The organism is Actinoplanes rectilineatus (assembly GCF_000962825.1).
Lineage (GTDB): Bacteria > Actinomycetota > Actinomycetes > Mycobacteriales > Micromonosporaceae > Actinoplanes > Actinoplanes rectilineatus.
Map to the genome: position 1 here is coordinate 31,030 of NZ_JZKF01000022.1, position 15,178 is coordinate 46,207.

Sequence of the window (15,178 nt, forward strand, 5' to 3'; positions counted from 1 at the left end):
CCACGTCTTGGTGTGATCGGAGCCGGCGGGGCCGCAGCGGGCGGGAGTGGGCACATGGCCCGCCCCGCCCGCAGCTCCAGGAAGGTGTGACCCTGGTGGCAGGTGCGGTTCGTACCCTATGAGGGGTTTCCGGCAGCGCGAGCGATCGTCCCTGGTGTGGCATACATGTGGGCGAACGCCCGTGCCTGTTCGCCGGTCCAGAGCGACGAGCCGTGGCCGTAGACGACGCCCGCGCGGGTGGCGGCGTCGAGCAGGCTGTACGGGCTCCTGCTGCCGAGCAGGACGATGTTGCCCTTGTGCAGCTTGACGCGGACGGCGCCGGTGACCCGGGTCTGGCTGGACGTCAGGAAGGCCCGGAAGTCGTCCATGATCGGGTCGAAGTAGACAGCCTCGTGGAGCAGGTCGCCGTAGGTCGTGCCGAGTGTCTGCTTGGTGGCCTGCTGACGGTTGGAGAGGACGAGTTTCTCCAGCTCACGGTGCGCGGCGATGAGGATCAGCATGCCCGGGGCCTCGAAGCCGACGCGGGCCAGGTTGCCGACCATGGTCGAACCCATGTGGATGCCGCGGCCGACGCCGTGCTCGCCGCCGAGGACGTTGAGCGCCTGCAGGATCGCGAAGTTCGGGGCGTCCTTGTCGACGAGAGAGTCGCCACCGTTCACGGAAGCCGCCGTGACCACGCCCTGCTCGAACGAGATCAGCAGCTCGACGCCCTCGGACGGTGCCTCGTCGATCGACTTGGTGTAGGTCCAGGCCGACTCGGGGAGGTACTCCCAGCTGCCGTAGGTCTCCTCGCCGCCGATCGAGGTGCCGATCAGGCCCTCGTTGATCGAGTACTTCTTGACCTTGTCGCTGACGGCGTAGCCGCGGGACCGCAGGAAGTCGGTCTCTTCCTCGCGGGTGGCGCGCTCGTCGCGGACCGGCGTGACGATCTCCAGGTGCGGGGCGAGGGCCCGGATCACCGCGTCGTAGCGGACGTGATCGGCGCCGGCGCCGGTCGAGCCGTGGGCGACGGCGTCCGCGCCGACCTCGAGGGCGACCTGGACGACCTTCTCCGCCTGGATCAGCCGCTCCGCGCCGACACACGACGGGTACGCCCCGTTGCGCAGGTAGTTGGCCTGGATCGCGTACGTGACGACGCGGTCGTAGAGTTCGGCGCGGGCGTCGACGACGTGGTGCTCGACGGCGCCCAGCTCCTCGGCCCGGGCCTTGACGGCCTCGCCCTCACCGCTGTGCAGACCACCGGTGTCGATGTTGGCGGTGATCACGTCCCAGCCCTGCTCGCGGAACTTCACGAGCAGGTAGGAGGTGTCCAGGCCACCGGAGAAGGCGAGAACGATCTTGCGCTTGGTCATCGGGGCAGTTCCTTTTCGAGAATCGGCACATATGTCTTACCGTCCCGGCGGACGTGGCCGGGCTGCAGGACATAGAACTCACAGCGTCCCGCCTCGATGTCCTTCTGCATCGCCCGCTGGCGACTGTAGTCGAACGGATCGAGCAGGAAAGTCGGCTCGGGCAGCTCTCCCCCGGCGGGGAGGGTGAGGTCACTCTGATAGACGAACGACCCGGGCGAGGTGTGGAACGGGACGGTCGCCACCAGGATCTTCAACGCGCCGAACTCGGTGTGCACCTTGAGGGCGCTGTTGTCGTACTGGGTGACGCCGTCGAGTTTCTGCGCGCGGTACGCCGACAGGGCGAGCGCCTTGGCCGCCTTGCCGAGTCCGACCGCCGGCATCAGCGACCAGAGCGACCAGCCGACCCAGCGCCCCGGCTCGGCGGACGGCGCGGCACAGTAGCCGCCGACCGGCACCGGACCGCGGTAGCCGCTGTCCCGCATGTCCTGCTGGACCTTGTGGAGCAGTTGCTTGACGTCGGTGTCGAAACGGAACGTGGACCGTTCCACCATCGCGGCGAACTCGTCCTGCGGCAGGCCGGCGATCACCGCGGCGGCCGGCATCAGGATCAGGTCGACCATCACCCACTGCGGCATCGGGATGCCCCGGTCACCGAACGCGATCCCGTTGATCACGTTGAAGAAGTTCAGGAAGTCCCGGGTCGACCAGTCCTTCTCGGTGGTGTCGGTGAAGTCCAGCCAGGTGAGCTTGTGGCCGTACGGCGTCTCGTTGAACTGGGGACGCAGCGTGTCGTTGGAGGCGAGGAAGAACTCCACGCCGTGCCCGACGAGCTTGTCGGTGTGATCGGCGAAGTCGGGGAACCGGGCCTCGACCGCGGGTGCGAAACTCATCGGTGGTTCTCCTCGTTCTCCGACCGGCTCCAGTTGCCGAGCTTCTCGGCCAGGGCCGCACCCGACGTGGGCCCGTTGTCCCGGGCCACTACGAAGATCGTGTCATCACCGGCGATCGTGCCGACCACATCCGACAGACCCGACCGGTCCAGTGCACTGGCCAGGAACTGCGCGGCGCCCGGCGGAGTGCGCAGCACGGCGATGTTGCCGCTCGAGTCCACCCCGGTCAGCAGCTCCTTGAGCAGCCGGATCAGCCGCGCCGGGCCCTGACCGGTGGTCTCCCGCAGCGGGCGCTTGCCGTCCTCCGGGATCAGGTAGGCGCCGCTGACCTTGACGGCGTTCAGCTCCTCCAGATCCCGGGAGAGCGTGGCCTGGGTGACCTGGACGCCCTCACTGGCGAGCATCTCGGCCAGTTCGGTCTGCGACCGCACGGTCCAGGTGCGGATCAGCTCCACGATCCGGGCGTGCCGCCCCGCGCGGGTCACCGGTGCGCTCATCTCTCGTCGGTGTTCTTCGCCAGCAGCCAGGCCAGCAGCGCCTTCTGGGCGTGCAGCCGGTTCTCCGCCTCGTCGAAGACGGCGCTGTGCGGGCCGTCCATCACCTCGTCGGTGATCTCATCGCCGCGATGCGCCGGCAGGCAGTGCAGCACGATCGCGTCCGGGGCGGCCACCGCGAGGAGGTCCTTGTTGATCTGGTACGGCCGGAACGGCGTCAACCGGTCCTTCCCGTCCTCCTCCTGCCCCATCGACGTCCAGGTGTCCGTGGCGAGCACGTGTGCCCCGTCTGCTGCCTCGCGCGGGTCACGCACCACGTCGACCGATCCGCCGGTCCACGCCGCGATCTCGGCGGCCCGGTTGACGACGGCCGGGTCCGGGTCGAAGCCGGACGGGCCGGCCACCCGGACGTGCATGCCGGCGGTCGCGCCCGCGATCAGGTAGGAGTGCGCCATGTTGTTGGCGGCGTCACCCACGTAGGCGAGCGTCCGGCCGGCCGTGGAACCGAAGCGTTCCCGGACCGTCAGCAGGTCGGCGAGCAGCTGGCACGGGTGGTATCCGTCGGAGAGCGCGTTGATCACCGGGACGTCGACGCCGCTGGCCAGTTCGGCGAGACGCTCGTCGCCGTGGGTCCGGAAGACGATCGCGGAGACGTACCGGGAGACGACCCGGCCGGCGTCGGCCAGGCTCTCGCCCCGGCCGAAGTGCGTGTTCTGGGTGTCCACGATGATCGGCTGTCCGCCCAGTTCGGCGATGCCGGCCTCGAACGACAGGCGGGTCCGCAGGCTGGCCTTGTCGAAGAAGACCGCGACCGAGTGGGGGCCGGCCAGCGGCGTGAAGCCGAACCGGTTCGCCTTCATCTCGGCGGCCAGGTCGAGGACGGCGGTCTGCTCCTGCGGGGAGAGGTCGTCGTCGCGGAGGAAGTGTCGGGTGGTCACCGGATACCGTCCAGGGCAGCGATCAGGGCATCCGCCTGATCGGAGGAGATGATCAGGGGCGGGGCGAGCCGGATCACGTCCGGCTTCGGGGCGTTGACGAGGAATCCGGCGTCGCGCAGCTTGGCGGCCACGTCGGCGGAGACCGGCTGGGTGAGGACGATCCCGAGCAGCAGGCCGGCACCCCGGACGTGCTCGACCAGCGGGTGCCCCAGGCCCTCGATGCCGCGGCGCAGCTGCTCGCCGACCCGCTTGACGTGGTCGAGCAGGCCCTCGCTGGCGATCGTACGGATGACCGCGAGACCGGCGGCGCAGGAGATCGGGTTGCCGGCGAAGGTGCTGCCGTGCGAGCCGGGGGTGAACAGGTCGGCCGTGGGGCCGAAGGCGATGCAGGCGCCCAGGGGGAGGCCGCCGCCGAGGCCCTTGGCCAGGGTGACCATGTCGGGTTCGACGCCCTCGCTCTGGTGGTGGAACCAGTGGCCGGTGCGCCCGATACCGGTCTGTACCTCGTCCAGCACCAGCAGCGTGCCCGTTTTAGTGGTTATCTCGCGAGCTGCCGCCAGATATCCGGATGGCGGCAGGACGACGCCGTTCTCACCCTGGATCGGCTCCAGGATGAGCATGGCGGTCTCCGTGGTGACAGCGGCTTCGAGGGCCTCCACGTCGCCGAAGGGCACGTGGGTGACGTCTCCGGGCAGCGGCAGGAACGGCGTCTGCTTCGACGGCTGACCCGTCAACGCCAGCGCACCCATGGTCCGGCCGTGGAAGGCGCCGTCGGTGGCCACGATGTGGGTGCGGCCGGTCAGCCGGGAGATCTTGAAGGCGGCCTCGTTGGCCTCCGCACCCGAGTTGCAGAACAGCACCCGGCCGGACCGTCCGGCCAGCGCCAGCAGCAGGTCGGCGAGGGCCACCGTCGGCTCGGCGACGTAGAAGTTGGAGACGTGACCCAGCTGCTGGATCTGGTGCGTCACCGCCTCCACCACGGCCGGGTGGGCGTGGCCGAGTGCGTTCACCGCGATGCCACCGAGGAAGTCGACGAACCGCGTGCCGTCCTCCGCGGTGAGCACCGCGCCCTCACCCTTGACCAGGCCGATCGACGGGGTGCCGTAGTTGTTCATCATCGACTGCTGCCAACGATCGACCAGGGTCATGACGGGACCACCATGGTTCCGGAACCTTCTTCCGTGAAGACTTCGAGCAGAGTCGAGTGGGCGACCCGGCCGTCGACGACGTGCGCGGCCGGCACCCCGCCCCGGACCGCGCGCAGGCACGCCTCCATCTTGGGTGCCATGCCCGACTCGAGCGTGGGGAGCAGTTTCTCCAGCTCCTCGGCGTTGATCTCCGAGGTGAGCGAGGAGGTGTCCGGCCAGTTCGTGTACAGGCCCGGGACGTCGGTGAGGACGATCAGCTTGCGGGCCCCGAGCGCCACGGCCAGGGCCGAGGCGGCGGTGTCCGCGTTGACGTTGTGCGGCACGCCGGCGGCGTCCGGGGCGACGGTGGCGATGACCGGGATCCGGCCGGCCGCGATCAGGTCGTCGACCGCCGAGGTGTCGACCTTGTCGACGTCGCCGACCTGGCCGAGGTCGACCTCCTCGCCGTCGAGCAGCACGCCGCGGCGGACCGCGGTGAACAGGCGGGCGTCCTCGCCGGAGAGGCCGACGGCGTGCGGGCCGTGCTGGTTGATCAGGCCGACCAGTTCCCGGCCGACCTGACCGGTCAGCACCATCCGGACGACGTCCATCGCCTCCGGGGTGGTGACGCGCAGGCCACCGCGGAACTCGCTCTCGATGCCGAGACGCTTGAGCATCCGGCTGATCTGCGGGCCGCCGCCGTGCACGACGACCGGCTTGATCCCGACGTGGCGCAGGAACACCATGTCGGCCGCGAACGCCTTCTGCAGCTCGGGATCGATCATGGCGTTGCCGCCGTACTTGATCACGATGGTGGTGCCGTGGAAACGCTCCAGGAACGGCAGCGCCTCGATCAGGATCTCGGCCTTCTCCGCTTTCGAGACGAGACTCATGACGAGTACGCCGAGTTCTCGTGCACGTACGCGTGGGAGAGATCGGTGGTCCAGATCGTCGCGTCCATCTCCCCCTCGCGCAGGTGGATCGTGATGGTCACGTCCCGCCCGGAGAGGTCGACCTTCGACCGGTCCTCGGCGGCCGCACCGCCCTTGCAGATCCAGACCCCGTTGATCGCCACGTCGATCCGGTCCGGCTCGAACGCCGCGCTGGTGGTGCCGACCGCGGCCAGGATCCGCCCCCAGTTCGGGTCGTTGCCGAACAGTGCCGTCTTGACCAGGTTGTTGTTGGCGACGACCCGGCCCACCTGCACGGCGTCGGCCTCGCTCGCCGCGCCCTGCACCTGGATGGCGATATGCTTGGTGGCGCCCTCGGCGTCGCCGATCAGCTGCTGGGCGAGGTCGTGGCAGACCTCGGTGACCGCGGCGGTCAGCTCCTCCAGGCCGGGCGCCCGGTCGGACGCGCCGCTCGCCATCAGCAGCACGGTGTCGTTGGTCGACATGCAGCCGTCCGCGTCGATCCGGTCGAAGGTGACCCGGGTGGCCGCGCGCAGCGCCGTGTCGAGCGTCTCGTTGTCCACCGACGCGTCCGTGGTGATCACGACGAGCATGGTGGCGAGGGCCGGGGCCAGCATGCCGGCGCCCTTGGCGATCCCGCCGACCGACCAGCCGTCCCGCGTGACGACCGCGTTCTTCGCCACCGTGTCGGTGGTCATGATCGCCGTGGCGGCCCGGTCGCCGCCGGCGGTGTCGAGCGCCTTGGCCGCGGCGGTGACGCCGGGCAGCAGCTTGTCCATCGGCAGCAGCTCACCGATCAGACCGGTCGAGCAGACCGCCACGTCGCCGGGGCCGACCATCATCGGTTTCGGGCCGACCGTGCGCAGAACGGTCGCGGTGTGCTCGGCGGTCGCGTGGGTGTCGCGGAAACCCTGCGATCCGGTGCAGGCGTTGGCGCCACCGGAGTTGAGGACGACGGCGCGGACCACACCGCCCTTGAGAACCTGCTGGCTCCAGAGCACCGGGGCGGCCTTGACCCGGTTGCCGGTGAAGACCGCGGCCGCGGTGTAGTCGGGGCCGTCGTTGACGACGAGGGCGACATCGGGGTTGCCGCTGGCCTTGAGCCCGGCGGCGACGCCGGAGGCACGGAACCCCTTGGGGGAGGTGACGGTCACGGCGCTACTCCGAAGACACTCAGGCCTGTCGTTTCCGGCAGACCGAACATGATGTTGGCGTTCTGCACGGCCTGGCCGGCCGCGCCCTTGCCCAGGTTGTCGAGTGCACTCACCACGATGATGCGGCCCGAGTCGATGTCCACGGTGGCCTGCAGGTGGCAGGAGTTGGAACCGGCGGTGGACGCGGTGCGCGGCCAGACGCCCTCCGGCAGCACGTGCACGAACGCCGCGTCGGCGTAGGCCGCCTCGAGCGCCTCCCGCGGGTCGCCGCCGTTGAGCCGGCGCGCGGTGACCGTCGCCAGGATGCCGCGCGGCATCGGCGCCAGCACCGGCGTCATCGACAGCGACGCCGCCCCGGTGGCCTGCTTGATCTCCGCGACGTGCTGGTGGGCGCCGACCTTGTAGGGCGACAGGTCACCCATCACCTCACTGGCCAGCAGGTTCACCTTGGCGCTGCGGCCGGCGCCGGAGGTGCCCGAACTCGCCACCACGACAACGTCCTCCGGGTCGGCCACACCGGCCGCGATCAGCGGCGCCAGCGCCAGGATGATCGTGGCCGCATAACAACCCGTGTTGGCGACCCGGTCGGCCCGCGCGATGGCGTCCCGCGCGCCGGGCAGCTCGGGCAGGCCGTAGGTCCAGGTGCCGGCGTGCCCGCCACCGTAGTAGCGGGTCCACTGCTCGGCGCTCTCCAGCCGGAAGTCGGCACCCAGGTCGACGACCTTGACACCGGCCGGAAGCTGCGCCGCGACGGCCGCCGACTGCCCGTGCGGCAGGGCGAGGAAGACCAGGTCAGCGTCGCTCAGGCTGGCTGCCTCGGTGGGCGCGAGCGTGAGGTCGAGACCGAAGAGCTGCGGGTGTACGGCACTGACCGCGGACCCCGCCTGACTGTGTGCCGTGGCCGTCACGAGGTCGAACTCGGGGTGCCCGGCGAGCAGTCGGAGCAGTTCGCCCCCCGCATAACCACTGGCGCCCGCCACCGCTACCCGGATTCCCATGCTGACATTTCCTCACTGCGCGGTCTCCGCATGAATATACAGAGAACCGTATCAACTCACATCAGCCCTAGCAACCACCTTTAACATCCATACCATTTACGAAATATCGGGCATTGAAGATTCCGGCGCCGGCCGGAGTGGAGAGATCAGGACGCCCGGACATGCGTGGCCCAGGCGTTCCACTCGTCCAGCCAGCGCCGGTCGTCACCACCGAAGTCCGCGGGACGCATGCCCTCGCGGCGGATCCATGCGACCTGCGCCGCGCGGCTGGGCACCGCCGGCCCCAGGCCGGTGGTGAAGAGCAGGGTCTCGGCTATCGCACGGTCGCGCAGGGCCGGCTCGTCACGGAACCACGGCGCGTCGTGATAGAGGCTGGTGAGCTGGCCGAGCATGGTCTGGACGGCACGCTCGGCCTCGTGGTCCGGCTGCTCGGCCAGGTCGGCCTGGCGGTGCACGGTGGCCCGCCAGAGCGCGCTCCAGCGGTCCGGCAGCGACGGCACCGGGCCGCCGGCGGCCAGCCACTCGGCGCGGGCCCTGGCCTCGGCCAGCACAGCCTCGGCCAGGGCACGGTGCGGCTCGTCGTCCACGGCCGGCACCTCCTGAAGAACAGCGGAGGGGTCAGGGGCGCACCGCACGTGCCAGTGTCAGCCCGAACCACTCCTGCGGATCGTTCCACCAGCGATACACCTCGAAACCGGCCGCCGCCAGCTCAGCGGTGATCCCGCCGCGCCGGAACTTGGCGGACACCTCGGTGCGGATCTCCTCCCCGGCGGCGAAGTCCACCGTCATGCCGAGACCGGGGATCGCCACCCGCTGCGCGACACGGGACCGCAGCCGCATCTCGATCCACTCAGGACCGGGGGCCCAGAGCGCGACGTGATCGAACGCGTACGGGTCGAACGCCGCCCCCAGCTCCCGGTTGATCACCCGCAGCACGTTGCGGTTGAACTCGGCGGTCACGCCGGCCGCGTCGTCGTACGCCGGCACCTCGATCGCCGGGTCCTTGACCAGTCCGGCGCCGAGCAGCAGCCACTCCCCCTCGTGCAGGGTCGACCGCAGCGCGGCCAGGAACGCGGACCGTTCCCGGGGGGTGAGGTTGCCGATGGTGCCGCCGAGGAACGCGACCATCCGGCTGTCCCCGTCCGGCAGGTGGCGCAGGTGCCGGGAGAAGTCGCCGACCACGCCGGTGACGGTCAGCCCCGGGTAGGACTCGCCCAGCACGGTGACCGCGTCGCCGAGGGCGTCCGCCGAGACGTCCAGGGGCACGAACCCGCCCAGGGTGCCGCGGGCGGTCAGCGCGTCGAGCAGCAGCCGGGTCTTCTCCGAGGAGCCGGAGCCGAGTTCGACGAGGGTCTTGACCTCGGTGATCCGGGCGATCTCGGCGGCGTGTTCGGCGAGGACGGCCCGTTCGGTACGGGTCGGGTAGTACTCCGGCAGCCGGGTGATCTCCTCGAAGAGGGCACTGCCCCGGGCGTCGTAGAACCACTTGGGCGGTAAGCGTTTCGGGGTGGCGGTGAAGCCGGTACGCACGTCGGCGCGCAGCCACCGGGCCAGGTCACGCTCGTCCATCAGGGTGATCATGCAGCTCCTAGCGGAGTGAGGTCCAGGGCGCCGGGCGTGGCGACCAGCAGATGCCCGTCGGGCACCGGCTGCCAGGCCGGGTCGTCGTCGAGCGGCTCGCTCGCGACCAGCACCGCGTCCGGGCCGGCCAGCACGTGCAGCGAGTGCCCGAGGGTGCTGGCGACGATCTGGGTGCCGTCGGTGAGCAGCAGGTTGAGCCGCGATCCGGGCGCGGCGGCGGTGACCTCGGCCAGGACGGTGGTGACCGCCTTCGCCGCGGGCCAGCCGGCTCGGAGCCGGGCGCGTACCAGAGCGAAGAGGGCCGCCGAGTCGGTAGGCGCATCCAATGTCAGAAGATCTTCGATCGGCAGTTCGCCGGCCAGGCCGGCGAGGCTGCCGGGCCACCCCTTGACCACGCCGTTGTGGCTGAACAACCAGTGACCGTCGGTGAAGGGTGCGGCGGCGGTCTCCACCACCGGCATACCGACCGTGGCGGACCGGATCGCCGCGAGCAGCGCACCCGACGTGGTGGCCGCGGCGAGGGCCGGAAGCGCGGCGTCCGACCAGATCGGCATCGCACTGCGGTACCGCACCGGGACGGTGGCGCCGGGCGGGAACCACCCGGCGCCGAAACCGTCGGCGTTCACGGTGCCGCCGCCGCGCATGTCGCGGGGCGCCCAGGCCTGCACGGCGAGGGCATGCGGCAGACCGAGCAGAAACCTTTCCAGGGGTACGGGTGAACCCAGGTACGCCAGGTGCCGGCACATCAGCCGGCGTCCCGGGCGCAGCGGAATCCACTGAAGATCTGCCGCCGGATCGGGTGGTCCCAGTTGCGGAAGGTGCCCCGGACCGCGCCGCCGTCGGTGCCGAACGAGCCGCCTCGCAACACCCGGTAGTCGCCGCCGAAGAACACCTCCGAGTACTCCCGGTAGGGGAACGCCACGAACCCCGGGTACGGGTGGAATCCGGACGACGTCCACTCCCAGACGTCGCCCATCAGCTGGTGCACGCCGAGTGGCGAGGCGCCGGCGGGATAGGCACCGACCGGGGCCGGGTTCAGGTGCCGCTGACCGAGGTTGGCGTGTTCGGCGGCCGGGTTCTCGTCGCCCCAGGGGAATCGCCGGGAGCGGCCGGTCGCCGGGTCGAAGCGGGCCGCCTTCTCCCACTCGGCCTCGGTCGGCAGCCGCTTGCCGGCCCAGTCGGCGTACGCCTCCGCCTCGAACCAGCAGACATGGACGACCGGCTCGTCGGGGTTGATCGGGGTCACCCGTCCGAACCGGTTGTTGAGCCACCGGTCGCCGTCGAGAACCCAGTGCAGCGGCCGGTCGATCCGGTTCTTCGTGATGTGCTCCCAGCCGCGCTCGCTCCACCAGGACGGATCCTGGTAGCCACCGGCGTCGACGAACGCCAGGTACGCCCCGTTGGTGACCGGAGCGGCGTCGATCCAGAACGCCGGCACGTGCACGTCGTGGGCCGGCCGCTCGTTGTCCAGCGCCCACGGTTCGGTGCTGGTCCCCATGGTGAACCGGCCGCCCGGCACCAGCACCTCACCCGCGACCGGCACCCGGGCGGCGGGCGCCGGCTCGGCGGTCAGGACCGGATCGCCCACCCGCAACTGGTGGGTGGCGAGCATGGTCTCGTCGTGCTGCTGCTCGTGCTGCACGATCATCCCGAACGCGAAGCCGCCGTCCACCAGCCGTGCCCCGGGATCGAACCGGACCCGGTCCAGCACGTCGAACACCTTGTCCCGGACCTGGCCGACGTACGCCCGCGCCTGCCCCGGATCGAGCAGCGGCAGCCCCGGCCGGTCCTTGCGGGCGTGCTTGAAGGCGTCGTAGAGCTCGTCGATGTCCTGCCGGACCGGCTCACGTCCGCCGACGTCGCGGACCAGCCACAACTCCTCCTGGTTGCCGACGTGCGCCAGGTCCCAGACCAGCGGCGACATGATCGGCGAGTGCTGGCGGACCAGGTCGCCGTCGTCGACCGCGTCGGTGAGTGCCACGGTCCGGGACCGGGCGCGCTCGAGTTCGGCCGCGATGGCGAGCCGCAGATCGGTCATCGAATCCCTCCTCTGATGCGTTCTCGCTGATGCAGGTCCTGCCCGAGGCGCCGGGAGACGATCCCGGCGACGAGGTCCCGGACCGGCGCGGCGAGTCCGGTGCGGTCCAGGTTGCGACAGGCCAGGTCGGCCAGGTCGGCGGCGGACCGGTGCACGTCGGGGTCGGCCAGGCCGTGCCGGGCGGCGGCCTGCCAGCGGCCGGCGGCGGGCGCGGCCAGTTCGCGGGCCCGGTCGGTGACCGGGTCGGCGGCGAGCAGGGCGGTCAGCACCGCGGCGGGGGCGATCCACTCGTCGCCGGGCTGCGCGTCCAGGTAGCGGACCTCGAGGTAGCCGCGCGGGCGTACCGGCGGGAACAGCGTCCCCAGGTGGTAGTCGAGGTCGTCGAGGGTGGGCGGCCGGCCGGTCCGGCCCGGGACGGCACCCGTCTCGATCCAGTCCGCGAGGGTCGTTCCGGGTGGGGCGTCCCAGGTGTCGTCCGTGCGTACGCAGAGAAGGGGTGCCTCCACCGCGTAGCGTGCCCAGTCCCCGGCCGGATCGCCGGTGGCCGGGACCGGCGCGGTCCGCCGCTGATCGATGCCGAACCAGGCGGCCATCCGTGCCGACGCCCAGCCGGTGTCCCGGCCGGCGTGCCGGCGGGACGTGGCGAACAGGGCCAGCAGGGCCGGCCCGGCCTCGTGCAGCAGGTGCCAGCGGGCGGCCACGCTGCCCGGCTCGCCGGCGTCGAAGCAGACCTGCAGGCCGGCGGTGGACCCCATCATGGTCCGGCCGGCCTCGTCGAAGGCGCGGTGCATCGCCGCGTACCGGGGGGTGTCGAGGATGCGCCGTGGCCGTCGCTCCGGGTCGATGCCGTGGTCGCCCAGGACGATCCCGGAGCGGGCCAGCAGACCGGCGAGGACGGCGTGGTCGGTGGTGATCGCCGTGTGCAGCGCGGCGAGGGAGTCCGCCGGGGCCGAGGAGATCTCCACCTGTCCGCCGGGTTCCAGGGTCACGGCGCCGCCGGCGGGAAGCGGCACGGGTGCGGAGTTGCCGAGCGTGGCGGGCGCGTGCTCGCCGAGCGCGGCGGCCAGGTCGGCGGGCCGCAGGTACGCGGACGGCTCCCCGGCGCGGTGGGTGGTCCACTCCAGTTCGGCGCCGATCCGGCGCGGTGGTCCGGTCTTGAAACAGATGCCGGAGATGTGTTCGATCGCATCGGCACTGCGTCGCAGCACCCGATCCGTGGATCCCATGATTCCCCCTGTCCGACGTCGGCGATCACTTTGAGTAATCGATAGACTCCATTGGGTGCGATCCATGGAGGACCTTACCGGCACACCCGAGATTTCGCCTCCCCTTACCCCGCACCAGGTTCCGGAACCGGCACGGGGTGCCGGAACCGGTTCCGGACTGGAAGACTTCCACCCTGTTCATGATCGGCAGACCGGAGGCACCCATGCCCGCAGACTTTCCTTTTCAGGATCCGACGCTGCCCGTGGAGCAGCGCGTGGAGGATCTGCTGGGCCGCATGACGCTGCCCGAGAAGGCCGGGCAGATGCTGCAACTCGACGCCCGCCGGGAACTACCGGAACTCGTCCTGGACAAGCTGGCCGGCTCGATCCTGCACACCTCACCGGCGAAGCTGATCGAAGCCGCCGAACTGGTCGCCCGGACCCGGCTGCGGATCCCGCTGCTCACCGCCGAGGACTGCATCCACGGCCACGGCTTCTGGCCCGGCGCCACGGTCTTCCCCACCCAACTGGCGATGGCCTCGACCTGGGACCCGGACCTGCTCGAACGGGTCGCCCGGGCCACCGCCGTGGAAGCCTCCGCCACCGGCGTGCACTGGACCTTCTCGCCGGTGCTGTGCATCGCCCGTGACCTGCGGTGGGGGCGCATCGACGAGACGTTCGGCGAAGACCCGTACCTGATCGGCGAACTGGGCGCGGCGATGATCCGCGGCTACCAGGGCGACGGGCTCGACGACCCGACCGCCGTGCTGGCCACCGCCAAACACTTCGCCGGATACTCCGAGACCCAGGGCGGGCGCGACGCCAGCGAGGCCGACATCAGCCCGCGCAAACTGCGCTCCTGGTTCCTGCCGCCGTTCGAACGGGCCGTCGAGGCGGGCTGCCAGACCTTCATGCTCGGCTACCAGTCGATGGACGGGGTGCCGATCACCGCCAACAAGTGGCTGCTCAACGACGTACTCAAGCAGGAATGGGGTTTCACCGGCACGCTCGTCACCGACTGGGACAACGTCGGCCGGATGGTCTGGGAACAGAAGGTCTGCGCCGACTACGCCGAGGCCGCCGCGGTCGCCGTCAAGGCCGGCAACGACGTGGTGATGACCACCCCCGCCTTCTTCGAAGGCGCGCAGGAGGCGATCAGCCGCGGACTGCTCACCGAACAGGACCTGGACGGCGCGGTCCGCCGCATCCTGCGCCTCAAGTTCGAACTCGGCCTCTTCGAGAACCCGCGCACCCCGGACCCCGCACGGCAGGCCGCGGTGATCGGCAACCCGGAGCACACCGCGCTCAACCTCGAGGTCGCCCGGCGGTCCCTGGTCCTGCTGCGCAACGACGGCGTGCTGCCGCTGCCCGCAGCCGCCGGACCACGCCGGATCGCGGTGCTCGGCCCGAACGCCGACAGCGTGTCCGCCCAGCTCGGCGACTGGGCCGGCGACTCCGGCCAGGTCGACTGGATGCCCGGCGGCCACCCGCGGGAACTCACCACGACAGTGCTCGACGGCCTGCGCGACCTCGCCCCCGACGGCTGGGAGATCCGCCACGAGCCGGGCGCCGGCATCGTCCGGCTGGTGCCCGACCCGGAGGGCGCGACCTTCCCGGACGGCCAGCCCCGGCCGCCGATCGCCGAGCCGATCACCGCGGACCCGGCACAGCTCGAAAACGCCCGGCAGGCCGCCGCCGGAGCCGACTACGCGATCGTGGTGGTCGGCGACACCGTCGAACTCACCGGCGAGGGCAGGTCGACCGCCACCCTGGAACTGCAGGGCGGACAGATCGCGTTGCTCGATGCGGTGGTCGCCACCGGCACCCCGACGATCGTCGTGCAGATCAACGGTAAGCCGCACGCGCTCCCGCCGTCCGCCCTCGCGGCCTCGGCCGTCGTGCAGGCGTTCAACCCGGGCATGCGCGGCGGCCAGGCCGTCGCCGAACTGCTCCTCGGCCTGATCGAACCGTCCGGCCGGCTGCCCCTCTCGGCCGCCCGGCACGCCGGGCAGCTGCCGGTCTACTACAACCAGCTGCGCGGCCAGCACGGCGGACGCTACGCCGACCTCAGCCAGGAACCGCTGTTCGTGTTCGGCGAAGGACTCAGCTACACGACGGTCGTCTACGACGGGCTGAGCGTGGAGGAACCGGAAGTGACGGCCGACGGTGTCGTGCGCGCATCGGTGCGGCTGACGAACACCGGCGGGCGGCCCGCGCTGGAGACCGTCCAGGCCTACGTGAGCGACCTGGTCACCAGCGTCACCTGGGCGCAGCGGGAGTTGAAAGCCTACCGGCAGGTGACCGTCGAGCCGGGCGAGAGCGTGACCGTGACGATCGAGGTGCCGGCGCGGGTCTGCACGCTCGTCGGCGCGGACGCCCGCCGGGTGGTCGAACCGGGCGACTTCGAGCTGCTGGTGGGCCCGAGCTCGAAGCCGCAGGACCTGCTCACCGCCAAGTTCCGGATCAGCTGAGAGGCCCCGGCCGTGGCCG

The 15,178-nt window shown here is 71.0% G+C and carries 14 protein-coding genes; 1 reads left to right on the forward strand and 13 read right to left on the reverse strand.

The genetic code is table 11. The features are described 5' to 3' along the window. Positions 1-116: 116 nt before the first annotated feature. The 13 genes from argG to egtA form a co-directional block, all read right to left on the reverse strand. On the reverse strand, positions 117-1,352 hold the full coding sequence (gene argG / locus WH85_RS18420) for an argininosuccinate synthase (protein ID WP_045743140.1): 1,236 nt from the start codon (positions 1,350-1,352) through the stop codon (positions 117-119). Continuing rightward, the gene (locus tag WH85_RS18425) at positions 1,349-2,242 is read right to left on the reverse strand and encodes a hypothetical protein (protein ID WP_045743141.1); all 894 of its coding nucleotides are present in this window, start codon (positions 2,240-2,242) and stop codon (positions 1,349-1,351) included. Before WH85_RS18425 ends, argG begins: the two co-directional genes overlap by 4 nt. Then, a complete protein-coding gene (locus tag WH85_RS18430) occupies positions 2,239-2,739 on the reverse strand; it encodes an arginine repressor (RefSeq protein ID WP_045743142.1) in 501 nt (166 codons plus the stop codon). The genes WH85_RS18425 and WH85_RS18430 overlap by 4 nt, the downstream gene beginning before the upstream one ends. Further along, positions 2,736-3,674, reverse strand: a complete 939-nt coding sequence (gene argF, locus WH85_RS18435; RefSeq protein ID WP_045743143.1) for an ornithine carbamoyltransferase — start codon at positions 3,672-3,674, stop codon at positions 2,736-2,738. Before argF ends, WH85_RS18430 begins: the two co-directional genes overlap by 4 nt. Then, positions 3,671-4,822: an acetylornithine transaminase gene (locus tag WH85_RS18440; protein ID WP_045743144.1), complete on the reverse strand. Its 1,152-nt coding sequence runs from the start codon at positions 4,820-4,822 to the stop codon at positions 3,671-3,673. The genes argF and WH85_RS18440 overlap by 4 nt, the downstream gene beginning before the upstream one ends. Continuing rightward, complete coding sequence (gene argB, locus WH85_RS18445; RefSeq protein ID WP_045743145.1) at positions 4,819-5,694, reverse strand: acetylglutamate kinase; 876 nt, start codon at positions 5,692-5,694, stop codon at positions 4,819-4,821. The genes WH85_RS18440 and argB overlap by 4 nt, the downstream gene beginning before the upstream one ends. Beyond that, on the reverse strand, positions 5,691-6,866 hold the full coding sequence (gene argJ / locus WH85_RS18450; protein WP_045743146.1) for a bifunctional glutamate N-acetyltransferase/amino-acid acetyltransferase ArgJ: 1,176 nt from the start codon (positions 6,864-6,866) through the stop codon (positions 5,691-5,693). Before argJ ends, argB begins: the two co-directional genes overlap by 4 nt. Then, positions 6,863-7,864 (reverse strand): N-acetyl-gamma-glutamyl-phosphate reductase, encoded by a 1,002-nt coding sequence (gene argC / locus WH85_RS18455; protein WP_045743147.1) that lies wholly within the window; start codon positions 7,862-7,864, stop codon positions 6,863-6,865. Before argC ends, argJ begins: the two co-directional genes overlap by 4 nt. 146 nt (positions 7,865-8,010) lie before the next feature. Continuing rightward, positions 8,011-8,451 carry a hypothetical protein gene (locus tag WH85_RS18460; RefSeq protein WP_157411075.1) on the reverse strand — a complete coding sequence of 147 codons (441 nt, stop codon included), beginning with the start codon at positions 8,449-8,451 and terminating at the stop codon, positions 8,011-8,013. Positions 8,452-8,482: 31 nt separating this feature from the next. Then, positions 8,483-9,445: an L-histidine N(alpha)-methyltransferase gene (gene egtD, locus WH85_RS18465; RefSeq protein ID WP_045743149.1), complete on the reverse strand. Its 963-nt coding sequence runs from the start codon at positions 9,443-9,445 to the stop codon at positions 8,483-8,485. Then, complete coding sequence (gene egtC, locus WH85_RS18470; protein WP_045743150.1) at positions 9,442-10,191, reverse strand: ergothioneine biosynthesis protein EgtC; 750 nt, start codon at positions 10,189-10,191, stop codon at positions 9,442-9,444. The genes egtD and egtC overlap by 4 nt, the downstream gene beginning before the upstream one ends. Next, positions 10,191-11,483, reverse strand: coding sequence for an ergothioneine biosynthesis protein EgtB (gene egtB, locus WH85_RS18475; RefSeq protein WP_045743151.1), 1,293 nt, complete (start codon positions 11,481-11,483; stop codon positions 10,191-10,193). Before egtB ends, egtC begins: the two co-directional genes overlap by 1 nt. Continuing rightward, positions 11,480-12,709: an ergothioneine biosynthesis glutamate--cysteine ligase EgtA gene (gene egtA / locus WH85_RS18480; protein ID WP_045743152.1), complete on the reverse strand. Its 1,230-nt coding sequence runs from the start codon at positions 12,707-12,709 to the stop codon at positions 11,480-11,482. The genes egtB and egtA overlap by 4 nt, the downstream gene beginning before the upstream one ends. A gap of 203 nt (positions 12,710-12,912) precedes the next feature. Between egtA and WH85_RS18485 the strand changes: the two genes are divergently transcribed. Beyond that, the gene (locus tag WH85_RS18485; RefSeq protein ID WP_045743215.1) at positions 12,913-15,159 is read left to right on the forward strand and encodes an exo-beta-d-1,3/1,6-glucosidase; all 2,247 of its coding nucleotides are present in this window, start codon (positions 12,913-12,915) and stop codon (positions 15,157-15,159) included. Positions 15,160-15,178 lie beyond the last annotated feature (19 nt).